The sequence below is a fragment of the Pilosibacter sp. NGB245 genome (assembly GCF_057397225.1).
Genome location: NZ_CM171584.1, coordinates 1,294,344 through 1,319,783, shown reverse-complemented (window position 1 = coordinate 1,319,783; position 25,440 = coordinate 1,294,344). Strand labels below are relative to the sequence as shown.

The following is a 25,440-nucleotide window of genomic DNA, read 5'->3' as shown; positions in this document are numbered from 1 at the left end:
TAAATTTATCATATCCGCCAGCTATTTTGTGTCTTCTTTATCATGCTCTCTTTCCAAGCCACACAGCCACCCCGAAATGCACCAGGCAGACCGCTGCTCCCAATACAAACACCCACTCCGGACCGACAAACTTCCAGACAGCGCCTAAAAGCCCGGAGACCGTCACTGCCAGCACATGATCCACACTCAGTCCGAAGGACAGGTTCTCCATCACGTCCGCCGGAGAGTCGCTGAGTTTTTTCATTAACATCACATGAACCGCGTTGAAATGATCTGCGATCATAATAAAAATATATGCCGTGAACGCAAAGATCTGCTCCACTCTCCCCGTAAACACACCTGACGTGATCCCATGGACTGCCCAGGCCGCATACAGAAAGATCGCCCCGATCGTCACACTCTCCAGAACAAGTCCCTTTTTCACACCGTACCGGTCAAGAAATTTTCCGATCTGCGGAGCAATCATACTGCTGCCAAAATGCGCCGCGATTCCAAGAAGCGCCACCGTATCTGCCCCCATCGCAAGGAGCTCGATAATGATCCACGGTGCAAACACCAGACGCATCCGTTTCTGGAAACCATAAACTCCCGTAACGATATAATAAGGAATGTATTTCTTCTTAAGCGGCAGTCCTTTTTTCTTCTCATCATGCTTCCGCACATCAAGGGCCGGAACCTCTCTTCTCAGTCTCCACAGGAAGAATAACGCCGCCGCAACGACTACAAGTGACACGCAGAACGACGGAACGATCGATCTGTCCGCCCGGAACCAGAACGCCCCGTACCGGAACCCGATAAATACAAGCAATGATGCCGCCATGGACCCCATCGTCGCATATCCCCGGTATTTTCCGAGAAACGTTCCCGTCTTCCCCTCATCCGCAAGATCCATCGCGATCGCATCCCGGACCGGCATGACAATATGATCCCCGAGAGAATAGGTAAACACAAACAGCTGCATTAAGAGATATCCCGGAGATAAGAGTCCAAGGACAAACATTCCCACCGCGTACAGGCAGAAACTAATCATCGCTAACGTCAGATTTCCACATCCCGACAGCGCCGTGATCACAAACACTCCCACAACTCCCGGCAGCTCCCTCGGGATCTCCAAAAGCCCCCTCTGCACCGAGTCCACCTGATACACGCCCTTAAAATAGTTCGAGATAATGCTGCCGCCAAATCCGTTCGCAAACGTAAACAAAACAAAAGCGATCAAAAACAGCCGCCTTGCCCTCTCCTTCTTCATCTGTTCCGCCATGTTCATTTCCTCCATCCAGATATCTCTTTCTTTCTCGTAAAAACATTATCTAATCCCAATTATAATACATATCTCTCATATGAACAAGCGTTCTTTCCCACAGTAACAACGATATACATCATCCAGATCTATACTTAAATCTTCAATCCCCAGCGCAGGTCAGCCTCCGGAACCGGGTGCCTGATTTACAGGCCTGGCTTCCTCTTGGCTCGCAGGAAAATGCGTTGGAGGAAATGGGGCGCTTGTCTGAGCGAAGCGAGTTGCGTCCCATTTTCTCCGCCCTTAGCATTTTTCTGCAAGCATAGAGGAACCGCCTGGAAATCGACAGCACCAGGAGCCGGAAGCTGACCTGCGCGTACTTCCGCCAAGTTGACCCAACCTCCCTTTTCCCAACTCAAACCAACAAAAATACCGGAACAGCAGTCTCCCCGCCATCCCGGTATTTCTCAATTCCTATAAAATTCCCCCAGGAACCTACTCCCCGAGGTCCACCATCACATCAGAAACCTCAACCTTCTGATCGATCAGTCCACTCTCAAGCATCCAGTCGATGTTCTCCTGCCAGCACTCCTCCGTCTGTGTCAGGAACGGAACATCCTCCGTCTCCATAAGCGGCAGCAGAGTCTCACAGGATTTCTCCTCAACGCTCTGTGTCAGCGGGAAATTCTCCTCATTCTGGTTGTTCATGAGGATCGCGAGGCAGCCGTCCGGATCCTTCTTAAAGTCCTCAAAGCCCTTTGCAGATGCACGTAAAAAGCCCTTTAAGACCTCCGGCTCACTCTCGATCATCTCATTATTTGCGAGGAACACTTCCTCATAATAATTCGGAATGCCATATCCGTTTGCCATGAAATAATTGACGTCAAAGCCCTCTTCCTCCAGCTGCGGAACCTCATGGTTCACAAGACAGCCGATGGTGGCATCCACGTTGCCGGTAGTCATAGAGCTCATCAGGTCAAATCCAACGTCGATCAGATTTACATCTGACGCATCCGCGCCCACATACTCCATCATGGTCTTCACAATGGACTCACTGAGAGCTGTTCCGCCGTATCCAACTGTCTTTCCGACAAGATCGGACGGGCTTGTAATGTTCTTATCCTTTAAAGAAAGTACAATGCTCAACGGAGACTGCACGATCGCGCCGATGGACTTGATCTTCGTTCCCTGATTTGCAACCGCCTGGATCACATCCTGCTGATAATACATTCCGATCTCCGCCTTGCCGGCAGCGACAAGAGCCAGAGCATCATTCGCGTTTGCCGGGAAGCGGACCTTCACATCAAGCCCCTCTTCCGCATAATATCCGCGTTCGATGGCGGTATAAATAAAGGTATGGATCGCGTTCGGATACCAGTCCAATACCACGTTGACCTCACGGAGATCCTTTTTTTCACCGGAAGCTGCTGTTGTCTCTGCCGCGCTGCTGTTGTCCGCTGAAGCCGCTGCCGTCGTCTCCGCTGTCTTTGTCTCACTCTTACCGCATCCTGCAAGTACTGTCATACTGAAAGCCGCAGCCATCACCGCTGCAGCGATTCTCATTCCTTTTTTCATGTCATTTCCTTTCGTTATCAAAATAATTTGTCCTGTTCTTTCACTGGTCAGCCAGAATTTCATGTTGTATTTTCTACTCATTTCTCCAGTGAATGATCCGTTTTTCAAGCAGTGTGACCACCCAGACAGCCGCCATCGCTGCCACCGATAACAATAAGATCGGTGCGAACACTCCGGCTCCATCAAGCTGCGTCATCATCCTCCTGCTGAAGTATCCAAGTCCGCTCTGAGCTCCCAGCCATTCACCGATGGCCGCTCCGATGATCGATAACGGAACCGCCATCTTGATCGCTGAGAAAAAGCAGGGCAGGACAGCCGGAACCTTTAACTTCATAAAAATCTGGCGTTGATCCGCGCCAAAGGTAAACAAGAGCTCTTCCATCTCCGTCTTCACCGACTTAAATCCGTCGAATACCGTGATCGTGATCGGGAAAAATGTGATCAGCACCGTCACAAGCACCTTGCTCCAGATTGTATATCCGAACCAGAGTACAAAAAGCGGTGCCAGAGCTGTCGTCGGGATCGTCTGGGACGCGATGATAAGCGGATAAAGTGCCTTTTCCGCTGTCTCGCTGGCATCCATCAGAACGGCCAGACCAAGGCCAAGAATAATGGAGATCAGAAGTCCGATCCCCACCACCGACATCGTTGCCGGAAGGTGTGCCTTAAATAACGGACCTCTAAGCTCCCAGAGCCGTACCACCACCTGGGTCGGTGACGGCAGGATATACGCCGCATCGATTCCCATAGCCGCCGCCTGCCAGAAGATCAGCAGAGCTGCCACCAGAATCGCCGCCGGAAGATTCGTACTCAGAAAATTATGGGTCTGTCCGCGCGAAGCCCCGGAAGGAACCCGCGCATGATCCTTCTTCATCTTCTTACTCATGACGTCTCCTTCCTCAGCATACCGATCAGCTCCTCCTTCAGGGACAGTATCTCCGGTTTCCGAAGCTCGTCCCTGGATCTCGGATATTCTGCCGGAACATCAATGGACCGCAGATGGGTGATCGGTGATTCCTCTACAACCAGGATCCGGCTGGACAAAAAGACCGCTTCCTCCACATCGTGCGTGATAAAAAGGACTGTCTTTTTCTCCCTCTCCCACTGCTCTAAAAGCCATTCCCGCATGGAGATCCTTGTCAGGTAATCGAGGGCTGAAAATGGCTCATCGAGAAGCAGAAGGTCGGAACCCGTGAGCACCGTTCTCGCAAACGCCGCTCTCTGGCGCATGCCGCCGGAAAGCTCCTTCGGCATCTTGTCACCCCAGTCCTTAAGACCAACCGATTCCAGCGCCGCGTCCGCTTTCTCTCTCATCTCCGTTTTCGAATATCCGCCCCGGATCTCCATCGGCAGCAGGAGATTCTCCCTCACGGTCCGCCATGGAAATAAAAGATCCTGCTGCGGCATGTATCCACAGTAGTTTCTCTTCCTCTCAATGGACTCTCCGTCCACCAGGATCTCGCCGGAAGCCGGCAGAAGAAGCTTGTTCACAAGCCGGAAGATCGTACTCTTACCACAGCCGGAAGCGCCGATGACGGACACGAATTCCCCGTCCTGTACATCGAAGGAAAGGTGGTCAATGATGGAGAAATCTTCCACATCATATTGAAAGCTTACATTGTCAAATTTCAGCATCCTACTGCCTCATTTCCCATGCCATATCCCAGAATGCCGCCTCGTAGCGGGAGCATGCTGTAAATATGTCCACGAGATGCTGTTTCCGCTTCTCGGAATAGTCCTCCGTCAGGCGGTTCATCAGATCTGACAGCACCTCATTGTCCTCGTGGTAGGAATCGGACGCATATCCGCTGACCCATTCCCCATAGAACTCATGCTTATCTGCAGCCGGATACTCCGCAAGGATCTTCTTCGCGATAAACTCATAGCTCAACGCGCAGGAAAGGATCGCCGCCATGACCTCCGCCTCTCCTTCCTCGTAAGCGACACGAAGCATATAAGAGGTATAGGACAGATTATCAAGAGCGACCGGTGTCTGCTCCGCCTCCTCCTTCGCGATTCCAAGTCTCGTCATGTACGCGCGGTGGATATCCATCTCACCGTCCAGGATCGAATGGGTATAACCCGCGAACAGGCGCATAGCGTCGAGGTTTTTCGCCTTCGCCGTGCCGATGGAAAATACCTTTGTATAGTCAAGAAGATACAGATAATCCTGTATCATATAATATTTAAATTTTTCATGATCCAGACTGCCGTCCGCGATTCCCTTTACAAAAGGCGTCTCGTTATAGCCGTCCCAGATCTCCTTTGTTGCCTCTAAAAGGCGTTCTGTCATTGTCATGCCTGTTCCTCCGCAAATCCTTTTCCGCGAAAATCAAATCCATGGTCCATCGGTCCGGATCCATGTCCGAGATCCAGCATGGCTGCCAGCGCTCCGGAGATGTAAGCCTTTGCGCGTTCCACCGCCGTATCGAGATCATAACCCTTCGCCAGATTGGAGGCGATGGCGCTCGATAAGGTGCAGCCGGTTCCGTGGGTGTTCGGGTTGTCGATACGCTTACCGTTGAACCAGCGGTAGCTGCCGTCGCGGTATAACAGGTCGTTGGCATCATTCAACTGATGACCGCCCTTGCAGAGGACCGCGCAGTGATAGGTCTCACTGATCTGTTTTGCCGCCGCGATCATGTCCTCGGCGGACTTTACTTCCATCCCTGATAAAACCTCTGTCTCCGGGATATTCGGGGTCAGAACTGCCGCCATCGGAAACAGGTATTCTTTTAATGTGCCGATGGCATCGTCGCTGATCAGCTTTGATCCGCTTGTCGCCACCATGACCGGGTCCACAACGATATTTTCTGCTTTGTGTTCATGAAGCTTCTTTGCGATGGACTTGATCAGTCCCGCAGAAGAAACCATTCCGATCTTTACCGCGTCCGGACGGATGTCCGTAAATACGCTGTCGATCTCCTGTTCCAGGAATTCCGGTGTTACCTCGAAAATCCCCTGGACGCCGGTCGTGTTCTGGGCCGTCAGTGCTGTGATCGCGCTCATTCCGTATACTCCGTTTGCGATCATCGTCTTTAAATCGGCCTGGATGCCGGCGCCTCCGCTGGAATCGCTTCCAGCGATCGTTAATGCTGTCTTCATCATAAAAACTCCTTTCAGGCATCAATAACTTTTTATTAGGCGACGCAAGGTGGTGCCCCCAATGTGCCGCCGCGGAAATGTTTTCCGCTTGATCTATTCCAAAACCCAGAGGGAAAATTGCTGCTCTGTGAATTTAGAATTCATATTTTCAGGCAAGTAGTATTTTTCTTCTGGCTTATTGGCTTGTTTGAATGTAGTGTTTAAAAAATTATATTATAAGATTTCTCTTACCGCCTCTTTCAGTTCTCGTGTCGCCTTCTCAATATCCTCTGCCGCAAAGATCGCGCTGACGACTGCGACACCATCCACACCGGTTCCCTTAAGGGGCTCTATACGGTCCTTATTGATCCCGCCGATGGCGACTACCGGGATATCCACCGCCTGACAGATCGCAGAAAGCGCCTCCGGTGTCACCGCTGTGGCGTCCTTTTTTGTTCCTGTCGGATACATCGCTCCGACACCGAGGTAATCTGCCCCGTGCTTTTTCGCGAGAAGTGCCTGCTCCACATTCTTACAGGAAACACCGATGATCTTATCCGGTCCCAGCTTTTCTCTCACTTTTCCAGCTTCCATATCGCTCTGTCCCACATGAACGCCGTCCGCGTCTATCTTAAGAGCGATATCCACGTTGTCGTTGATCACAAAGGGAACATGATATTCGGCACAGAGCTTTTTGATCTTCTTCGCCTCTTCTAAAAACATCTCCTCATCCAGCTCTTTTTCCCTCAGCTGAACAAAGGTCGCGCCGCCCTTTAAAGCCTTTTCCACCTGACTCTCCAAAGTCTCACCATTTAACCACGCGCGGTCCGTCACCGCGTAGAGCAGCATATCTTCCGGTCTGCAGTTCATATCTTCTACCTCCTACAATACATGAAACGCGCCTCGCACATTCCCGCTCCTCGCGCGGCCGCTTGCGACGATCTACATCTTCACGCGAGTGCACAGCATTGGCACGTCAGTACCTTTTGTGTAACAGGGAATTCCCCGGAATTTCCTGTTACAACAAGTGAAAACACGCTTCGCGAGTTTCCCCTTGTTATCGCGACAGTCGCCAAGGTCTCGCGCAAGCGCGGACTTTGGCTCGTTGTTCGCGTAAAAAAAGGAGACACCCGCAGGTATCTCCACTTCTACTCGTTCTCTTCAGCAGCTTCCTACGTTGGCATGATCCAAATCAGGTATACGGGTCTTGGCGATGCAGCCAACTCTCAGCCTGATCCGTCAGGCTCCCCGGTCTGTTTATTTTCTTTTTTTGACAAGATTTACTATATACTTTCCGAGCGGAAAAGTCAAGTTTGCACCCGGTTTCGTACATGATTTTAAGATTGCGGATTTTGCATGGATCCATCGATATTTTTCATGTATTCCGTGCAGCCTGCTTACAGCCTTGTGTTCCCCGCCCATCGCTTTTTCCCGGCGGCCTTTCAGAAATTTCCTCTCTTGCCTTTTTTCGCCTCCTGTGCTACAATCCAAATCGGTTAACGGAATGCAGCATGAGGGGGAGCGCCCTGGTGCTGCGGTCAATTCAATTACTTGATGACGAAGACCAGATTGCGAGGGAGTCCGTGTTCCGGGCTGAGAGGATCCCAGAAAGGATCGACCGTCCCATGCCGCGGATCCATGTCCGCGGCTTGTCAGCATTCTGCCTGAAAGTCATTTTTACGGCATGCTGCAGAAGGCATGCCTTTTTCTTTATCCGCCTGTTTCTTCCGGATTCATGGCAGCTGAACGCGTTCTATTTCTTATTCGGAACGATCACGCTCTCACAGTGTCCTGACCATTAGCGGATATTGAAACTATTTCACCGTATTTCCCGGTGTCCCATTCTTTCAGCAGAAAATATATTCTGCCCTGACGGGCTATGGAGGTATTATATTATGAGAAAATTTGTTGTACCGGCTCTCTCCCTGGCACTCTGCCTCGGACTCACTGCAGGATGTTCTTCCAAAACGGACGCACCGGCTGCTTCCACAGGGGAGACCACAGCTGCCGCTTCTGCGGAAAGCACTTCTGAAGCAGCCGCTTCCGCAGAGACAAAATCCATCGATTCCTTAAAGATCGCTTTCTCCCCGTACGCGGACGCAGATACGATCACGACAGCAACAGAGCCGTTAGAGAACCTTTTAAAAGAGACACTGCTTGAAAAAGGCTACGATGTCAAAGACATCGACATGACCGTCGGAACAAGCTACACTGCTGTCGGTGAGGCACTGAGCGCAGGAAGCGCTGATCTCGGATTTATCTCCGGAGGAAACTATGTCCTGTTCTCCGATGACTGCGACGTTCTCCTCACGGCTCTCCGCTACGCCATCAACAAGGACTCCGAAGATCCGAAGGAATGGAACGACGGCACCATCGAGGAAAACACAGACAAAATGAGCACATATTACCGCTCCATCATTCTCGCGGGACCGAGTGAAAAAGGTCAGGAGCTCTTAGCAAAAGTCAACAACGGCGAGGAACTTACCTGGGATGACTTAAACAGCGCCACCTGGGCAGTCATGGGACCGACCTCCGCGTCCGGCTACATTTATCCGTCCTTATGGTTAAACGAGCGCTACGGAAAGACCATCGCTGACCTCGCGAATGCGGTCCAGTCTGATTCCTACACCACATCCCTTGCCCGCCTCGCCTCCGGACAGGCAGACCTCATGGTCTCCTACGGCCATATCCGCACAAAATATGCGCCGGACTGGAAAGAGAAATTCGGCGGCACTGATGATATGGTAAAGCAGACAGGCATCATCGGCGTCACAGAGGGAATCTACAACGATATGATCGCATACAGCAAAACTTCCGAGCTCATGCAGGACGCTGACTTCCGTCAAGCTCTCGGTGATTCCTTCATCGAGATCGCAGGAACTGATGAAGGCAAAGACATCATCAAAGTCTTCAGTCAGGTCGGCTACGAGTGGGGCGATGACGCGAACTATGACGGGGAACGCGCCGCACAGGAAATGTTAAAGTCTATGAACTAAACAGATCCCAATTTTTTACTGATTCATTATTTGTAAGGCAGGTATCTTCATGGAAATCGTTCTTCAGAACATTGGAAAACAATTTAAAAACGGGACACGCGCCCTGGACCATGTAACCTTTACCATCCCTCAGGGCGAGTTCGTCTCCGTGATCGGTCCGTCCGGAGCTGGAAAAACCACCCTGTTCCGGATCTTAAACGGCATGGAGACGCCGGGGGACGGGGCTGTCCTTTTTGATGGCAGCGACATATCGTCCATGTCCGGAACCGCCAGGAAGAATGTAAAGAGATCCATCGGCACCATCTATCAGGATTTCTGCCTCGTGGAAAATTCCACCTGCCTTGCAAATGTGCTCACTGCCTGTCTGCCGGATATGGGATTTTTCCCCGCTGTGTTCGGAATCTACGGAAAAAAGCGCCGGGCGGAAGCACTGAAATTTCTTGACCGCGTGGGACTCTTGGAAAAAGCAGAAGAACCGGTAAAAAATCTCTCCGGTGGTCAGAAACAGCGCACCGCCATCGCGAGAGCCCTCATGCGTCATCCAAAAATCCTGCTGGCTGATGAGCCCGCCGCCTCCTTGGATCCGGTCACCGGGCGGCAGATCCTGACACTTTTAAAGGAGATTCAGGAAAAGGATGGCGTCACGATTCTTATGAACAGCCATAACCTTGAATTTTCTCAGGAGTTTTCCGACCGGATCATCGGGCTGAAGGACGGAAATGTGGTTTTTGATGGAACGCCATCGGAAATGAATGAGGAAATCTTGAGAAACATTTATCTCAGTCTCGAAGACTCCCACCTATCTTAGGTGATGAGTAATAGAACTCTGCTATTTATGCATTTATCCACCCCAACGGATCCTTGCAGAGAAGCATTTCAGAGGAGGAAGCAATCCATGTACAGAAATCGAAAAAAATATATAAAACCTGCCGGCTGGATCCTCTTCCTTCTCTGCTTTTACGCCGCCGCGTCCTTCACCGGATGTGATCCGGCTCTTTTTATTTCAAGGAGCTCCCATCTTTCAGATCTGGCGGCCGACATGATGCGGCCGGATCTCTCCTATTTTCCGAAGATCCTGCTGCCGCTCTTTTACACGGTCCAGATGTCCGTGACAGGTACCGTGACAGGATCCGCTCTGGCACTGATCGTTTCCCCTTTCGGCGCTGTGTCCCTGCATTTTCCGTCCTGGGCAAGGCGTTTGCTGCGTCTCCTGATCCAGATACTCCGGTCTTTTCCGGCGCTGATCCTGGCGCTCGCCGCGACCTTTCTCTTCGGACTCGGAACCTTTGCTGGAACCTTCGCGATCACGCTCTACACCTTTGCGATCATGACTAAGCTCACCTACGAGGATGCGGAACATACGGACACAGCTCCCTATCAGGCCCTTATCTCTATGGGCTGTGCCCGTTTCCCGGCATTTATCCATGCCGTCCTGCCGGAGATTTTGCCCGCGTTTCTGACAAACGCCCTGTACCTCTTTGAGACGAATGTGCGGCACAGCTCTATCCTCGGATACGTAGGGGCAGGCGGGATCGGCCTGATCTTAAATGAAAAGATCTCCTGGCGGGAATTCCACAAAGTCGGAACGATCCTGCTGCTGCTCTTTCTCACCGTCTGTGTCATCGAGTACGCAAACCGGTATTTTACAGCTGTGATCCACAGCGGACAGATCGCAGAACTTTTTTCAGGCAGAAAGGACTTGTCCAAAAAGACCCGTATCTCTGGACGGATGATCCTTTTCGGTTTTGCAGTGCTCTTCCTCTTCTGCCTAGCGACACAGACTCCGCCGGATTTTTCAAGAACAAGTGCCGCTGCCTTAAAAAGTATGGCAGCCGGACTCACGCATCCGGACTGTAGCTTCTTTTTCTCCGCAAAGAAAGACGGGCTCGGCTATCTGCTTCTTGAGACCATCTGCATTGCCATTGTCGGAACAGCCATCGGTGCTTTCCTTTCCGCACCCCTTGCCTTTCTCAACACAAGACGCTTTGTCCCTGCTCCGACCGCTTTTTTCTTTAACCTGATCATCATGGCGATCCGGTCGATCCCGTTTCTGATCTATGGTCTGATCTTTATCCGGGTCTCCGGTCCCGGCGCCTTCACAGGTGTCCTGACGTTAGCCGTCTGCAGCATCGGACTTCTCACAAAGCGCTTCACCGAATGTCTGGAGACCATTGATCCCGGCCCGTACCGGGCGCTCCTCGCCATGGGTGTCCACCCGGTTCCAGCCGTCTTCCACAGCGTTCTCCCGCAGATCGCTCCGGCGTTCTGCTCCGCCGTCCTCTACCGCTTTGACGTCAATATCCGTGAGGCGTCCGTTCTCGGACTCGTGGGCGCAGGCGGGATCGGCGCACCGCTTATCTTCGCGATGAACCAGTACGACTGGAATAAGGCTGGAGCGATCCTTTTGGGACTGATTCTGCTTGTGTGGGGTGTGGATATTCTGTCTTCACGCAGATAAAATAAATCCCTGCTATTTCATCTCTTTTTAGGACTGTTTGCAGAAATTCCATCCTGCCCAGAAATATGCTTTCTACAACTGACGTCCAGTATGAACTACATAGATTTTATAAATAGTAAAAAGACCTTTTGACACAAAATAATCAACGATGTCAAAAGGTCTTTTATTCATTTTTTGACCCGGACACACAGATCATCAGCCGCCTGTGCTCAGGTTCCACCTTTTACCGGATAGTCAGCCCGATGTATCGCCTCAGCTCGCCGGTTTCACCCATTCTGTCGCACCTGTCGACGCAGCAACAGGTTTCAGTCCCTGTTTTTCTACAAATTGATGGAGCATCTCCGCAGTCTCAGCGCGGGTAACCGTGCCCTTCAGATCAGGAAGATCGCTGCCGGCTGCCATGCCATCCTGTGTGGTATCATGGCCCCTGACCTGTGCGTAGCGATAAAAGATCGATGTAAGCTGTTCACGCGTAACAGGATCATCTGGCCCAAATTTATTGCCGCCGCAATCTCCCATAATGCCGTTTTGCTGTGCCCAGGTTACCGCATCGTAAAGCCCTACGGTGCCGGGACCGTACTCCACATCGGTATAGTGATTCTTTCCATCAACAACAGGGCTGCCCGCCATACGGTAGAAGATCACCGCGATCTGGGCCCGGGTGATATTGGTGTTCGGTGCAAAGGTCGTTGCGCTGATTCCGGACATCAATCCCTTCTCATAGACAAACATCACATCCTTATAAAACCGATCATTTCCATACACGTCCGTAAATGGATTCGCCCATGTATCTGAATTGCTCTTTATCCACCCGGCGTAAACCGTCCTGTTTCCGATCATCCTGAGTTCCGTGATCCTCTGTGTCAATGCCTGATCAGAATACCAGCCGGTAAAATCATAGCCCTCACGGGTCGGAATATAATCGGAAAGGCTGACCGTCTTACCGTAGGTTCCCCCAATTGCACTTATGCCACCGCCACCGTTCGCATGGAAGTTCAGCGTATAGCTGGTGGTATCGTCGCTGCTTCCGGAACTGCTGCTGTCCTTTTTCGGGGTCGTCGGGGTCGTTGGAATCGTCGGGATTGTCGGTGTCGTCGGTGTCGTCGGTGTCGTCGGGGTCGTCGGGGTCGTCGGTGTCGTCGGTGTCGTCGGGGTTGTCGGGGTCGTCGGGGACGCCGGATCCTTCGGTACCACCTGTCCTGCCGCAATTCTGATACCACAGCCCTTACAATAGGTGTCCCCCGTATAGCCATCCGCGCTGGCAGTGGCCTCAACTCTGCCGCGCACCTCGGTGCCGCCCGTGTGGTGATCTGGATTCAGCTCCCCATAAGCCGCGCCGCAGACAGAACACACCGCCTGATCTTTGCAGGTGGCTGTTCCGCCGAAGTGATCTTCCCTGATATCCTCTGCCTCACAGCGGGAACATTTCTTCCAGTGCCGGGTTTCATTATGCTGCTGCACACTGAAATCATGACTCAGCGCATCCATCGTTTTTGATTTTGTTGCGGAGCAGACTGTGCAGGTATAGGTTTTCTGACCTGCGGTTGTACAGGTAGGCTGTATTGTCACTTCGCCGCTATCCCACTTATGTGTTGATTCTTCACCGATGACATTACAGTTTGAGCATTTCTTCCAATGTTTTCCGGCATCGCTCTGCCATTCGCCCCATGCGTGAATCTCCGGTATCACGATCACAAGTCTCCAGCTGGCATAAAGCACCACATTCTCCGTAACAGGAAAAATATCTCCCGGGCATCCCGCTTTCTCTCCATCAGGATTATCCAGCGCCCAGCAATCAAGGATCGCTGATTGATATGTAAAACCAGACTCCGGAAGAACGTAATCCCCGGATATGCCTTCCACTGACTCCATACGTCCCGATGCTCTGCCTCCATCAAAAGAGACTGTGTAAGTTTCGCCCTTTACCTTCCAGTTTATCCATGCAGCTTCAAATTTGTCTTTATACGCGTCAGGAACATATATCGTCAGATTCTCCGGCCATGATTTACCGGGCAGATAAAATGCCAATGACAATTCTGCTTCTTCCGGATCTTTCCAATGGGTGTGAACTTGCCCAAGTTGCGGGCAATCATAAAATGCGAAGCCCCTCACATCTTTGACACTACCTGGAATATCAATCTGCCTGAGGGTGTTACAGCCCTGAAAAGCGGCAATCCCTATTGTTTTGACTGTTTTTGGAATTTGCACCTCATTGAGTGCTATGCATCCACTAAATGCATGTTTTCCAATCGTTGTCACTCCTTCCTCTATGACCACCTTGTTAATCTTAGACTTTTTGTCCTCCCAGGGACATCTTTTACCGGAAATAGTATTGTCGAAATCAGGCATTTCCCCTTTACCGGATATCGTAATGGTCTTATTGTCTCTGCTGATCGTCCATTTAATATCTGTGCCGAGGATAGGATTCTGGATGTCAGGAAACGGTCCATACAGCACAGCCGCAACCTTCAGATAGCGTGCGATATCAAGTATGACCGACTCCTCAACGGAAAGCTGTATCATTGCGTCCTCAACAGCTTTAAACTGAAGCCTTACCTCCTCGAGGTTATCGTTATTGATATCTGTTACGTCCGGCAAAGCATCGATCATCTCCTGTGCGCGAGCGATAGAAGAGACTTTCCGCGCATTGGACCGGGTTGCGATCGCTTTATTTTTCATAAGCGCTTTCGCAGTTATTGGAGTGCTTTCGCTGTCATATTGACAATTTAATTCTTTTGTGATGCAGCCGCTTTCCTCACTGCATACATGGCCGCACTCGGTGGGCTCCACCGCATCAGATGGGGTGACCACTTGTTCCGTTGTATCCTTCTGCGGGTAACATTCCGGCGCATGCTCATGGACACATGTTTCCGTCCACGTATAACACTCCGGGGTATGTTCATGGCTGCCCGCTCCTTTTCTCATTTCTGCCGCCAATACAGGCACAGAAACCAAAGAAAGCATCATACAGATACCGAGCAGTGCCGCATAGATCCGTTCTCTTTGTTTCTTTTGTTTTTCTGGCTTTCTCATTGATTTTCCCCCCATTTCTATGGTATCTGTTTCCTTTTTCTGAATTTGATATATAAAACAGTGAGCACAACTGCCGCGGTAAAGGAAATGACCGCTTCCAGCACATATCCGCCCACACCCTCATGCAGCAGGATCGCCCCGTACATTCCCGCGGCATCCATCGGCTGGCTCTGCACCGTACCTACCGTTCCCAGAAGGGACAAAAACAGCAGAGCGCACAGTACAGACAGACTGCGAATGCTTCGCCGCGCCTGTCGGCGGCGATATTCCGCTATCCGCTCTTTTGCCAGCGAAACACGCTTTTGTGTATCGTACATGCACACAAAACCTCCTTTCTGAACACTCAGCTTAAGGGTCTTTCACTTATATAGGTACAAAAATCCGGAAAAACTCTCACCCGGGAAGTAGATTTTTCAAAAAAAAATGAGAGCTGCGTAAAAACAGCTCCCAAAAATCACAAAATAAAGTTATATTACGGTGTCAGACGGCAGGCAATCAGCTTTCCCGCTGCCAAAATCACTACAGGCAGAAGATAGGCAATATACTGCACTGCACCGCCGTAAGCGATCAGCAGATTATAAATCGCGTGAAGCGTGATGGCTGCTCCCAGCAGACCGCAGGTTCCGGCAATCTTCAGCCAGGTCCGCTGCCACACATACGCGAGACCTCCGCCTACAATGGCTCCGCAGATCACATGCATCGCTCCTGTTCCGATCCCCCGGAAAAAAATAAAGGAAAAATGTCCGGCTCCATTTTGGATCAGATAGCAGATATTTTCAAAAGTGGCAAAAGAAAGGGCGACCATCACAGCAGTAATTCTGATCTGTTCCGCTTTCGGCTCAAATACCAGAAGATAAAAAAGCAGAGGCAGAAGCTTCATGACTTCCTCCACCACCGGGGCAATCTCCGCAGTGGCGGCAAGGTTGTCCGCACCATAAAGCGCGGCAAAAAAGGTATTGATATAAGCGGAAAGCAGACACGCCCCCATTCCCGCAAGGCAGAACAGAAAAAATTTTGTCTGCCGTTTTCCCATGCACAGGGCGGCAATCAGTAACGGCGATGCCATACAGATAAAAACATTTTCAATATACGTCATTCCTGCACCGCCTTTCCCGTTGCCGGCAGCAAAGCGAACAGGCAGCCCGCCAGCAAAAGATCAAACCAGCAGTATGGGCTGAAAATGGAATCTCCCGGCCAGAAGCAGCCGGAAGTCCAGAGGGCATATTCTAATGTCACATAGCAAAGGACCCAGATATGAAAATATTTCATACTATTTGCAGCTCCCCTCTGCCTTCTGGCATAGACAAGCCCCCGGATAGAAGAATAGGAAACAACGATCATCATACCGCACCAGAGCAGATTGGAGAGGATATCTCCAAAGGTGCAGTAAAATATGCACAGCGGAACACCGGCGAAGATGGCGCTCAGAGCTTTCCTGCACGGAAATCTCCGTTCTTCTGCCGAAGAAAGCGTGTATTGCAGCATGGAAAGGAAAATGACACTTGCTACCCAGCCGAACTCTGACACATAAAAGACCTGCGGCGTTTCGGAAAATAAAAGCAGATACAGTGTCCAGTAGAGAGAGCCAAGGAAGAAACAGCCATAAAAGCAGGTCAGCAGGAAATACTCCTGTTTCCGGCTTTTCAGATACCGGATACCACCCAAGCCAAAGCCCAGCAGGGTAACCGCGGCCTGCAAAAGGTTACTGACGACTTCCATCTGCATTTTCCCCCTTTTGCTCCCCTGTCTGTTCTTCTTCATTCAGTCTGCGGATGCGGAAACATAAAACCGTCACGCACACGCCGAGGACAAAGGCGAGCAGTCCGACCACGATATATCCAGGTGCAGAGCTGCCGCCCAACATCGTCGCAGTTGTTTCAAAGTTAGAGGCGGTTCCCATCTCGATCTGGCTGACAATATCAGGCATGGAAAGGGAAACACCTGCGATCACTGCAAGACATGCGGCCACGCAGCAAACTGCGGCAGCCCATTCTCTCCGCAGTCTTTTTTTGTATTCTTTTTCCGCAATACGACGTTTTACTTCCGCGATCCGTTCCTCATTACTTCGCATTGGTAATTCCCTCCCGCTCCAGTAATCCGCGCAAGCGCGCTTTTCCCCGGTATACCATATTGGTGATCTGCTTCTCACTTTTTCCCATGACCTCGGCAGCCTGCTGGTAGCTCATTCCTTCAAAATATGTCAGATAAAGAGCTTCCCGATAATCCGGTTTTAACTCGTCCATGCAGAAGTGCAGAATCTGATCCCGTTCCCTGGTCCGGATAACCTCCTCCACCAGCGTCTTTCCATCCGGCTCTTCCGTCAGGTCATCAAGGCTGAAGAAAAGCCGACGCCTGCTTTTGTGGCGCAAAGCCATGTGCCGCGCTGCTTTATACAGGTAGGCCTTAAGGCCACCGTCCCTGATACGCGGCTTTTTTGTGAACAGATAGGAAAATACTTCGATCATCAGGTCCTCCGCTTCGTGGACATCATGCAGATAGCCATTGATGTATAGGGTCAGCGGGTTACCGTATTTTCTCATTAAAGCCTCAAGTCCTGCTTCATCGCCGCGCAGATACTGCCTGTAAAGTTCTTCATCAATGACCATGCTGTTCATTTCCTTCTGTCTGAAATACTATACACAGTATATGTGGGCATCGGCATAATTTCAAGTCCTATTTTACTTCAAACTTCGCCCCGTGCTCCAGCTCATCCCCGTCCATATGATAGATCGCGTCGATAATATAATTCCGGTATGTTGCGTTCCCGTCCTGCGGTGTCAGCCGTTCATGGGCGATCTCCCCTGCGAGTCCCATGGCACAGACTGCCGCTGCTGCCGCCTCAAGCGGATGCTCCTGATTTGCAGTCACAAATGCTGCTGTAAGAGCAGAAAGCTGGCAGCCGGTTCCCGTGATGGAGGACATCATCGGATGGCCATTGTAAATACAGTACGCTTTTTTTGCGTCCGCCACGAGATCAATAGCGCCTGTGACCGCGATCACAGCCCCTGTCCTCCCCGCGAATTTCTTCACGAATGCCACCGCCTCATCAAGGTTATCTTCGGTTACACGGTCTGCGATATCCGCATCCACACCCTTTGTGGTCCCTGTTCCCACTGCAAGCGTCTTGATCTCAGAGATATTTCCGCGGATCACGGTGAATTTTACCGTTTTTAAGAGTTCGTTTGCCGTCGATGTCCGGAGTGTCGATGCCCCGACGCCCACCGGATCCAGCACTGCCGGGTGTCCCAGCTCATTGGCCCGCATTCCCGCGATCTTCATGGACTCGATGGTACGGCTGTTCAGCGTACCGATATTGATATTGAGGCCTGCGCAGATCGTCTGGATCTCCGCGACCTCCTCCTTATCGTCCGCCATGATCGGGGAAGCCCCGCAGGCCAGAACCATATTTGCGCAGTCATTCACCGTCACATAGTTCGTAATATTGTGGATCAGCGGGCTCTTCTCCCGCACCTGATCAAACATCTGTTTTAACATGCTTCTCTCTCCTCTACTGTCCCATTGCTTCCTGCATCCCTGCAAGGATATTGGCTTTCTTTAAGCTGTAGATCAGCACACCGCTGATCACTGCACCTCCGGCAGTTGAAACAAGGAACGGGATCACATATGCATAAAATGCCAGACCTGCCGCGCTCTTTCCCATAAGGAAGACCGCTACCGGATAGGCCGTGAGTCCGCCAAGAACAGAGGTTCCAAATACCTCACCGATCAGTGTCGCCGGAATATTCTGTGTCTTCTGATACACAAGCCCGCAGATCAGCGCGCCGAACATACTGCCCGGGAATGCCATCAGGCTTCCAAGTCCCAGAAGATTCCGGATCAGCGCCGCCGCGAATGCCGCACCCAGTCCGTATCCCGGTCCTAAGAGGACTGCACAGAGAATATTCACCATATGCTGTACCGGGGAACACTTACTCCCGAATACCGGGAATGAAAATAAGCTTCCTGCCACTGCGACAGCACAGAAAACGGCTGCAACCGCTAATTTTTTCGTATTTGTCTGTTTCATGTTTTATTCCGCGTGACCGGTCCTTCCTTCGGACCGTCACACATTCCTCCTTTGAAAATTTTCCGCAGCCGCAAAGCTTCCCTGCGCAGCTGCATTTTTAGGAAACGTCTGTACGACAACAGCGCTTCCACAGGCGAAGTACCATGTACTCCACATAAAAATGTACAGTTCCCCTCTCCGGATCACTGTATGGAAGGCGGTCGATGCTTACTGGCATCCTCTCACGCCGGAACACGGCTTCCCATCGCTGATCTCATACATGGCCCAGGGCGCTCCCCCTCGGCCCGCCGCCTGCTGGCGGATCCCGTTTCCTCCTTTCTCAAAGTATGGTTTTGTTACTTTTTTCTGCCACCCGTTTCGGAAACACAATGATCCTGAACTTTTTAAGTCAGATGACATCAAAACAGGAGACACCCTTCACGGCATGTCCCCTGTAAAAATTCATATCATGACTTCCTACGGCGGCATTATCCGCATCAGGTTAAAGGGTCGAAGTTCGATTACTTCCTCTCAGCCCGCCAACGAGCTCCCCTGTTTTTTGTAAGACTTATTATAGCGCATCTTCGAAAATTTGCAAGTAAAGAATTTCCTATTTTTCTTTTTCCTTCTTTGTCCGCACGTCCTGATCCATCTGAGCTTTCGCCTTTCTCGCAACCTTCCCGGCCGTGCTCATCGTACTGCCCCGGACGATCATTCCATTTCCAAAACGCCTGCGGATATCGTCGAACGCCTCATCTGCTTTCTTCTGTTTTTCCCGTTCATCAGGATTCTCAAACAGGGAGATCTGTCTGAAATCATCCGTTGTAAGATCCGTCAGCGCCATTCCGATCAGCCGCAGAGGCTCACACTTCCAACATTCATATAACAGTTTTTTCACCTGCGCAAAGATCTCATCCGTCACATCCGTGGGATCCTCAAAAGCTCTCTGATGTGACCTCGTCTTAAAATCCAGTGTCCGATAGGTCACCGCCACACAGCTGCACTTTTTCCCGTCTCTGCGCATCCTTGCAGCCACCACATCACACTGGGCGAGCAGAAGTGCCAGTGCCTGCTCGTATGTCACAAGATCCTCTTCCACGGTTGTCTCCGCGCTGTAGCCCTTCGCTTCCTCCCGCTCTGCCCGAACCGGGGAATCATCGATGCCGTTGGCATACCGGTAAAGCTGATGCCCGGCCTTTTCTCCCAGAATCCGCTTAAGCTCAGCTTCCCCGCTCTGCGCCATATCTCCGATGGTCTTAATTCCTTCCTGTAAAAGTCTCTGCTCCGATGCCTTTCCAAGAAACAGAAGATCCCGCACAGGAAGCGGCCACATTTTTTCCGGGATCTCGGACGGAAATAGCGTATGAACCTTATCCGGCTTTTCAAAATCCGATGCCATCTTCGCCAACAGCTTATTCGTTCCAATCCCGACATTCACCGTAAAGCCCAGCTCATCCCGGATCTTATCCTTGATCTCGTGGGCCACCGCCACCGGATCCGGATAGATCAGATGGGTACCGGTCATGTCGAGAAACACCTCGTCGATCGAAAAGGACTCCATCGCAGGCGCATAGGACGCGCAGATCTCCTTAAACGCCCGGGAACACCTCTGGTACAACGCAAAATCACCCGGCACACACACGAGATCCGGACATTTCCGCAGTGCCAGTGCCACAGGTTCCCCTGTCGTCACCCCGTACTTTTTCGCCGGGATCGATTTCGCCACAACGATGCTGCGTCTTAGCTTCGGGTCCCCGCCGATACAGGACGGGATCTCCCGAAGATCCGGCAGCCCCTCCTTTACGCGCTTCGCCGCCTCCCAGGAGAGGAAGGCGCTGTTCACATCCACATGAAATATCAACCGTTCCATACTGTTTTCCTCATACCAGAACTTTCTAAGACTTCTGTCTCCTCATTCGGTCAGGCACTTCAAAGGAAACCTTTCTATGATCATGTCTCAGCTCATCCTGCCGCACTGCCTGCTCACACGCTTTTTTCTCTCATGATCCAGAAAAACGTGCACGTAAATATAATTCCCTTTACGATCGACGTGGACGTAAGCGCCCACCAGATTCCGTCAAGCCCCATGATACCGCTAAGAACGATGGCAAGCGGTATTCTGGCACTCGTAAGCACAATACTGATCACGCTGCAGAGTCTCGTTCTTCCGAGTCCCGACAGTGCTCCGATCGTCGTCAGCTCCACGCACATAAATGCCTCGCTGAATCCAATGATCACGAGATAGCCCACAGCTGTCGCAACCGCCTTCGGCTCATGAAAGAAGATATCCGCGATCGCATTTGGGAAACAGATAAATACGGCAGAGACCAGCACTCCCCAGATTCCGACCGTCCACAGGGATACCTGATATCCTTTCCGGACGCGTTCTCTCTCCCCTGCCCCATAGTTCTGGGCCACAAACGCGTTTAACGCCGCCGCGAAGCCATCAGCCGTATTCCAGGAGATCGATTCGATCTGACCGCCAACTCTCTGCGTTGCCACTGCCTCCGCACCGTATCCGGACACCATTCGCGTCAGGATCATGGAAATTCCGCAGTACGCCATGCCCTGAATCGCGGTTGGAATTCCGATCCTGCAGATCCCCCTTAAAAACTCAGCAGGGATCTTCGCAAAGAGCCGGGTTCCTTTTAACACATTCTCCTTCTTCCGCGCAATGATCCCAAGGATCATGATACTCATCACGATCGCCTGGGCCGTCACCGTAGCGATCGCCGCCCCGGTTACACCCAGTCTCGGAAATGGCCCCGGTCCGAGGATCAGGACCGGATCCAGGATCATGTTTGTCACGAGTCCGATCAGATTTGCCACAAACGGCGTTTTTGAATCTCCCTGAGCCGTATAGAGTCCAGTGAGTGTCAATGTCAAAAATGAAAATACGATCAGTCCGCAGGCGATCTTTGTGTAAGCCAGTGCTGCCGCCTGGGCCTCCACATCCTCAAGTTTAAAAAATCCCACCATCTGATTGACAAATATGAGACAGAGGACCGCATACGCGATTCCCATTGCCGCTGAAAGCTGCACTGCAGCCTGGGCAAATCCGTGGGCTTTTTCCCGGTCCCCGCGCCCGATACATTGTGCCACCTGAACCTGTCCGCCCATTCTCGCCATGGACGCCAGCCCCTGCGAAAGCCAGGTAAACATTCCACCGACGCCGACTCCCGCTACTGCCTTTGATCCCAGAAGGCCGATCCACGCCATGTCCGTAATGTTGTAAAGCGTCCCCAGAAATGCCGATGCCATGATTGGGACAGCAAGCTTCACCAGCGTCTTCATAATAGGCCCCTTTGTTAAATTTCCTTCCATACCCCAAATTCCTCATATATTTTTTTGATTGTCCAGTATTTCTATTATAGCTGATTTCTTCTGCGATGCAAACATATCTTTTCCTTGTTTACATTCTACCATATCTCTCAATGTACGGCAAACACTAGTTCTGTATCTTGATAAAATTTTGGCACACCTGACTTATCAAAGTAACGAGATTGATAATAATATTCAGTACGGAAAAGCACAAACCAAATTCAAGACAATAAAATTAGAACGATAATTTTTACTCGGAGCTAATAATAGTCCCACCTTACTTTGAGACAAAGTGTCCCAAGGCAGAGCCATTCTTGTTGTCCTTATGAGGCGGAGTTATAATAGCATCTGTATTCAGAACTACTTTCAAAACACGCAAGAATTATTAAAACATTATTGATCCATTTTGTTATTATGTTCAATGGAAAGGAGGGAACACAAATGGGCAATCAATCAGTCATCAGTATAGCGGCAGTCATTGACTATATCGAAAATCATCTTGACGGTAAACTGGAATTAGAAACGGTTGCGGAGGCTGTTCACTATTCAAAATATCATTTGCACCGACTATTTACCGACACCGTAGGAATGACAATCCATGATTATGTGCAACGCCGACAACTTACAGAGGCGGCAAAACTCCTGGTTTTTTCGGATAAGCCTATTATCGAAATTGCGTTTATCTGCGGATACGAGAGCCAGCAATCGTTTTCATTAGCTTTTAAGGCCATGTATAAATCGCCGCCTGCGGAGTATCGTGAAGAACGGAGCTTTTATCCTTTGCAGTTGCGGTTCATTTTACATCGAAGAACGACGGCTATGGAATTTACAATACAGGATATTCGGTTAGCAGAAAAGAAAGATATTGTCGATTGGATGAACTTAATGCGGCTTGTTATTGATGGGTATCCTGTAATGGATGAAGATGACTACTTAGCTAAGCTGGAAGAAAGTATTGACGAAAAGCGTGCGCTTGTGCTAAGGGAGGGAGATATTCTCATTGGAGCGATGGCATTTACCTATTCTCCAAGCAGTATAGAATTTCTTGGCGTACATCCGCAATATCGAAATCGCGGACTTCAAAAGTTATTCTTGGATGCCTTATTGGAAACATATCTTCCAGGGCAGGAAATCAGCACAACAACCTTTCGAGAACAGGACAAGGCCGATACAGGGCATCGAGATATGCTATTGCAACTTGGTTTTGCCGAAAAAGAATTGCTGACAGAGTTTGGCTATCCAACGCAACGCTTTGTGCTCCCTCCTAAAAAACAGGAGGATATGTAAAATGGATGACACACAGCGCACCGGCTGGCAGAAAAGAATACTTCTTTTCTTGACCAGTCAATGTATCACACTCTTTGGCTCTACGCTTGTTCAGATGGCGCTTGTCTGGTATGCGACCATGCAAACATCCAGTGGGGCGTGGGTTGCCGCATTTACAATCTGTTCCTATCTGCCGCAATTTCTCATTTCGTTTGTAGGCGGCGTATGGGCAGACCGATACCATAGGAAAAAATTGATTATAGGCGCAGATATGCTGATTGCTTTTGCCACGTTCATAATGGTTTTGGCGATTCCGCATATTTCATCAGAGCCCGCTCTGCTTGGCGGTCTGCTTGTTATGTCGGTCATTCGATCTTTAGGGGCAGGAATACAAACTCCAGCGGTCAACGCTGTTATTCCACAGCTTGTCCCGGAGGATCAGCTTATGCGGTACAACGGCATCAATGCAACCATGCAGTCTATTGTCAATTTCGCGGCTCCGGTGGCGGCAGGTGCAGTTTTTGCAATCAGCACATTGAGAACTACGCTTATGATAGACATTGTAACGGCGATCTTGGGAACGGGCCTATTGTCCTGCTTAGCACTTCCGAAACAAAATACTTCCATTGAGAAGGCCAGCGTCTTTTCTGACATGAAAATTGGCGTCAAATACGCTTTTGCAGACAAACTAATTGGAAATCTTTTAATCATCTACGGACTATTCACTTTCTTTTGTGTTCCAGCAGGCTATCTTGCAGGACTTCTTGTTCGGCGGGTATTCGGTGATACTTACTGGTATCTTACCGCAGTAGAAGTAGTCGGGTTTGCAGGCATGATGGCAGGCGGAGTTGTTATGAGCACCTGGGGAGGATTTAAGAGCCGGGGGAAAACTCTATCAGTCGGACTTTTGGCGTTTGGTTCCTTTGCAATCGGAATGGGCCTCTCACAGAATTTTATTCTCTACCTTGGCTTGATGGTATTTTACGGAGTTGCATTGACGATGGTGCAAACGGCAATTACCACTATGCTGCAAGAGAAAACAAACACCTCTATGCAAGGGCGTGTCTTTGGATTACTCGGAACAATGTACTCCGGCTTTTTGCCGATTGGTATGGCTATATTTGGCCCATTGGCGGATATTCTTCCTTTGCAGTGGATTATGATTGGATCGGGTATTGCGCTTATTATAATTGCGGGTGTTACTTATTTTAACCGAGAACTCAAAGCAATCTAAATAGAAACAACCGCCCAACGGGATAATAAAAAAACCGTTGTTTTGGCGGCTGGCTATCTGTGCGCCTAAACAAAATACAAGTAGCCTTACGGCGGTTTTGAAATAACAAATTTCAGACCGCCGTTTTCTTTTGAAAAATGAGAATACGGAGGGCGTATTAAAGTCGCCCTTTTTTAAGGACACGGCGGTATCTTGGAGGTATCGCCGTGTCCATTTTTGCCTTTTTTCACAGTACCCATGATCTACACCAGCTAAAAAAAGCGCAGCTCCCCCTCCGGGACAGTCTGGTTATGAATGTGAAATTAGACAGTACATAAATGAATATGTAACTTCATGCGTCCGTGTGGCTTCATGCCGCCCGGGCGCTTTTTTGTACTTCGAGACAAATTGTCCCGAGGTGCGGGGCGGCTCCCCGGGGTGCCGCTCCCCGCCGAGCCCCGTTTCGGTCACTCATCCACCCAACACCGAAACGGAGGTTTATTTATGACTACAATCAATCTGAAGAATTTTTATTATTGGTACACACAGGATCAGTTTATCGAGGTTTCTGACGAGGTAGCCGAAGTGTTTGTGTCCGATGCCCGGCACGAAATGGCCTACCAGCGGCGGCTCTCCCGGCATAACGCGCAGTATTCTCTGGACTGCGATGACGGGATCGAATATTCCGCCTGCCTGCATGAGCCAATGCCCCAGGAGCTTCTGGAGCGCATGGAGCTGTTCATCCATCTGTGGAACGCACTCAACTCTTTACCGGAGATCCAGGGCCGCAGGATTGATGCCCACATCATTCTCGGAAAGAGCATCAAGGAAATTGCCGAGGCCGAGGGCGTACACGAGGAGTCTGTCCGCCAGTCGATCAAGCGTGGCCTTGAGCGCATGAAAAAAACTTTTTGATTTTTTCATTTTCCCCACTTGGAAATGATGAAAAAATGTCTCGGTTTATGAAAGAAGATATTCTTCTTTTCGCAGATAAACAGCGGCGGCCCCGGGCATAGTCCGGGGAGCTGGGCGGCGGGTACGCTGTGACTTTTTCTTCGGAAGAACGAGCGAACAACACCAACGCCGCAACTGGGACGGGCCACCCCACGGCCACGATCCGGCATAGGACAGGCTGGCCGCTTGTCCCTCCGGGCCGCCCCCTTATCTGCGAGGAAACGCCGCTCTGAGCATGGTTGTCTTTGGACAGGGCAAGAAGATGGGAGCGGCGTTCTCTATTTTATACTTACA

At 50.6% G+C, this 25,440-nt stretch carries 24 protein-coding genes and 2 riboswitches; of the genes, 7 read left to right on the top strand and 17 right to left on the bottom strand.

Going from position 1 to position 25,440, the window contains the following annotated elements:
* Window positions 1-40 precede the first annotated feature (40 nt).
* The 7 genes from ACXMYH_RS05940 to thiE form a co-directional block, all read right to left on the bottom strand.
* On the bottom strand, window positions 41-1,261 hold the full coding sequence (locus tag ACXMYH_RS05940; RefSeq protein WP_118728562.1) for an MFS transporter: 1,221 nt from the start codon (window positions 1,259-1,261) through the stop codon (window positions 41-43).
* Between the two features lie 474 nt (window positions 1,262-1,735).
* Window positions 1,736-2,815 (bottom strand): ABC transporter substrate-binding protein, encoded by a 1,080-nt coding sequence (locus tag ACXMYH_RS05935; RefSeq protein WP_252197463.1) that lies wholly within the window; start codon window positions 2,813-2,815, stop codon window positions 1,736-1,738.
* A 73-nt stretch (window positions 2,816-2,888) separates the two neighbouring features.
* Entirely contained in the window at window positions 2,889-3,629 is a 741-nt protein-coding gene (locus ACXMYH_RS05930; protein WP_486555851.1) for an ABC transporter permease, read from the bottom strand.
* A 68-nt stretch (window positions 3,630-3,697) separates the two neighbouring features.
* Window positions 3,698-4,450 (bottom strand): ABC transporter ATP-binding protein, encoded by a 753-nt coding sequence (locus ACXMYH_RS05925; protein WP_015554068.1) that lies wholly within the window; start codon window positions 4,448-4,450, stop codon window positions 3,698-3,700.
* A gap of 1 nt (window position 4,451) precedes the next feature.
* On the bottom strand, window positions 4,452-5,114 hold the full coding sequence (gene tenA, locus ACXMYH_RS05920; RefSeq protein ID WP_486555705.1) for a thiaminase II: 663 nt from the start codon (window positions 5,112-5,114) through the stop codon (window positions 4,452-4,454).
* On the bottom strand, window positions 5,111-5,920 hold the full coding sequence (gene thiD, locus ACXMYH_RS05915; protein WP_015554066.1) for a bifunctional hydroxymethylpyrimidine kinase/phosphomethylpyrimidine kinase: 810 nt from the start codon (window positions 5,918-5,920) through the stop codon (window positions 5,111-5,113). Before thiD ends, tenA begins: the two co-directional genes overlap by 4 nt.
* 213 nt (window positions 5,921-6,133) lie before the next feature.
* Window positions 6,134-6,769 (bottom strand): thiamine phosphate synthase, encoded by a 636-nt coding sequence (gene thiE / locus ACXMYH_RS05910; protein WP_486555704.1) that lies wholly within the window; start codon window positions 6,767-6,769, stop codon window positions 6,134-6,136.
* A 283-nt stretch (window positions 6,770-7,052) separates the two neighbouring features.
* Window positions 7,053-7,160: riboswitch (TPP riboswitch) on the bottom strand.
* 268 nt (window positions 7,161-7,428) lie between these two features.
* Between thiE and ACXMYH_RS05905 the strand changes: the two genes are divergently transcribed.
* The 4 genes from ACXMYH_RS05905 (at window position 7,429) to ACXMYH_RS05890 (ending at window position 11,353) form a co-directional block, all read left to right on the top strand.
* Window positions 7,429-7,701: a hypothetical protein gene (locus tag ACXMYH_RS05905; RefSeq protein ID WP_486555703.1), complete on the top strand. Its 273-nt coding sequence runs from the start codon at window positions 7,429-7,431 to the stop codon at window positions 7,699-7,701.
* A 93-nt stretch (window positions 7,702-7,794) separates the two neighbouring features.
* On the top strand, window positions 7,795-8,895 hold the full coding sequence (locus ACXMYH_RS05900; protein ID WP_486555702.1) for a phosphate/phosphite/phosphonate ABC transporter substrate-binding protein: 1,101 nt from the start codon (window positions 7,795-7,797) through the stop codon (window positions 8,893-8,895).
* Between the two features lie 49 nt (window positions 8,896-8,944).
* Window positions 8,945-9,703: a phosphonate ABC transporter ATP-binding protein gene (phnC, locus tag ACXMYH_RS05895; RefSeq protein ID WP_486555701.1), complete on the top strand. Its 759-nt coding sequence runs from the start codon at window positions 8,945-8,947 to the stop codon at window positions 9,701-9,703.
* A gap of 87 nt (window positions 9,704-9,790) precedes the next feature.
* Window positions 9,791-11,353, top strand: a complete 1,563-nt coding sequence (locus ACXMYH_RS05890) for a PhnE/PtxC family ABC transporter permease (RefSeq protein ID WP_486555700.1) — start codon at window positions 9,791-9,793, stop codon at window positions 11,351-11,353.
* 252 nt (window positions 11,354-11,605) lie between these two features.
* Here the strand turns inward: ACXMYH_RS05890 and ACXMYH_RS05885 are convergent, their stop codons facing one another.
* The 10 genes from ACXMYH_RS05885 to ACXMYH_RS05840 form a co-directional block, all read right to left on the bottom strand.
* Window positions 11,606-14,386, bottom strand: coding sequence for an S-layer homology domain-containing protein (locus tag ACXMYH_RS05885; protein ID WP_486555699.1), 2,781 nt, complete (start codon window positions 14,384-14,386; stop codon window positions 11,606-11,608).
* Between the two features lie 17 nt (window positions 14,387-14,403).
* Window positions 14,404-14,703 carry a hypothetical protein gene (locus tag ACXMYH_RS05880; RefSeq protein WP_486555698.1) on the bottom strand — a complete coding sequence of 100 codons (300 nt, stop codon included), beginning with the start codon at window positions 14,701-14,703 and terminating at the stop codon, window positions 14,404-14,406.
* Between the two features lie 155 nt (window positions 14,704-14,858).
* On the bottom strand, window positions 14,859-15,482 hold the full coding sequence (locus tag ACXMYH_RS05875) for a PrsW family glutamic-type intramembrane protease (protein ID WP_486555697.1): 624 nt from the start codon (window positions 15,480-15,482) through the stop codon (window positions 14,859-14,861).
* Window positions 15,479-16,105, bottom strand: coding sequence for a histidine kinase (locus tag ACXMYH_RS05870; RefSeq protein WP_486555696.1), 627 nt, complete (start codon window positions 16,103-16,105; stop codon window positions 15,479-15,481). The genes ACXMYH_RS05875 and ACXMYH_RS05870 overlap by 4 nt, the downstream gene beginning before the upstream one ends.
* Window positions 16,089-16,457 (bottom strand): DUF4179 domain-containing protein, encoded by a 369-nt coding sequence (locus tag ACXMYH_RS05865; RefSeq protein WP_486555695.1) that lies wholly within the window; start codon window positions 16,455-16,457, stop codon window positions 16,089-16,091. Before ACXMYH_RS05865 ends, ACXMYH_RS05870 begins: the two co-directional genes overlap by 17 nt.
* Window positions 16,447-16,992, bottom strand: a complete 546-nt coding sequence (locus ACXMYH_RS05860; RefSeq protein WP_486555694.1) for an RNA polymerase sigma factor — start codon at window positions 16,990-16,992, stop codon at window positions 16,447-16,449. The genes ACXMYH_RS05865 and ACXMYH_RS05860 overlap by 11 nt, the downstream gene beginning before the upstream one ends.
* Before the next feature lie 67 nt (window positions 16,993-17,059).
* Window positions 17,060-17,881 carry a hydroxyethylthiazole kinase gene (gene thiM / locus ACXMYH_RS05855; RefSeq protein WP_117515627.1) on the bottom strand — a complete coding sequence of 274 codons (822 nt, stop codon included), beginning with the start codon at window positions 17,879-17,881 and terminating at the stop codon, window positions 17,060-17,062.
* A 13-nt stretch (window positions 17,882-17,894) separates the two neighbouring features.
* Complete coding sequence (gene thiW / locus ACXMYH_RS05850) at window positions 17,895-18,413, bottom strand: energy coupling factor transporter S component ThiW (RefSeq protein WP_015554054.1); 519 nt, start codon at window positions 18,411-18,413, stop codon at window positions 17,895-17,897.
* A 436-nt stretch (window positions 18,414-18,849) separates the two neighbouring features.
* A riboswitch (TPP riboswitch) is annotated at window positions 18,850-18,956 on the bottom strand.
* Window positions 18,957-19,002: 46 nt separating this feature from the next.
* Window positions 19,003-20,262, bottom strand: a complete 1,260-nt coding sequence (locus tag ACXMYH_RS05845; protein ID WP_486555693.1) for a DNA polymerase Y family protein — start codon at window positions 20,260-20,262, stop codon at window positions 19,003-19,005.
* A 113-nt stretch (window positions 20,263-20,375) separates the two neighbouring features.
* Window positions 20,376-21,716 carry an MATE family efflux transporter gene (locus ACXMYH_RS05840; RefSeq protein WP_486555692.1) on the bottom strand — a complete coding sequence of 447 codons (1,341 nt, stop codon included), beginning with the start codon at window positions 21,714-21,716 and terminating at the stop codon, window positions 20,376-20,378.
* A 438-nt stretch (window positions 21,717-22,154) separates the two neighbouring features.
* Between ACXMYH_RS05840 and ACXMYH_RS05835 the strand changes: the two genes are divergently transcribed.
* The 3 genes from ACXMYH_RS05835 to ACXMYH_RS05825 all read left to right on the top strand — a co-directional run bounded on the left by ACXMYH_RS05835 (window position 22,155) and on the right by ACXMYH_RS05825 (window position 25,107).
* Entirely contained in the window at window positions 22,155-23,000 is an 846-nt protein-coding gene (locus ACXMYH_RS05835) for a GNAT family N-acetyltransferase (RefSeq protein ID WP_117567646.1), read from the top strand.
* A gap of 1 nt (window position 23,001) precedes the next feature.
* Window positions 23,002-24,213 (top strand): MFS transporter, encoded by a 1,212-nt coding sequence (locus tag ACXMYH_RS05830; RefSeq protein WP_486555691.1) that lies wholly within the window; start codon window positions 23,002-23,004, stop codon window positions 24,211-24,213.
* Between the two features lie 483 nt (window positions 24,214-24,696).
* On the top strand, window positions 24,697-25,107 hold the full coding sequence (locus ACXMYH_RS05825) for an RNA polymerase sigma factor (protein ID WP_486555690.1): 411 nt from the start codon (window positions 24,697-24,699) through the stop codon (window positions 25,105-25,107).
* The last annotated feature ends 333 nt before the right edge of the window (window positions 25,108-25,440 follow it).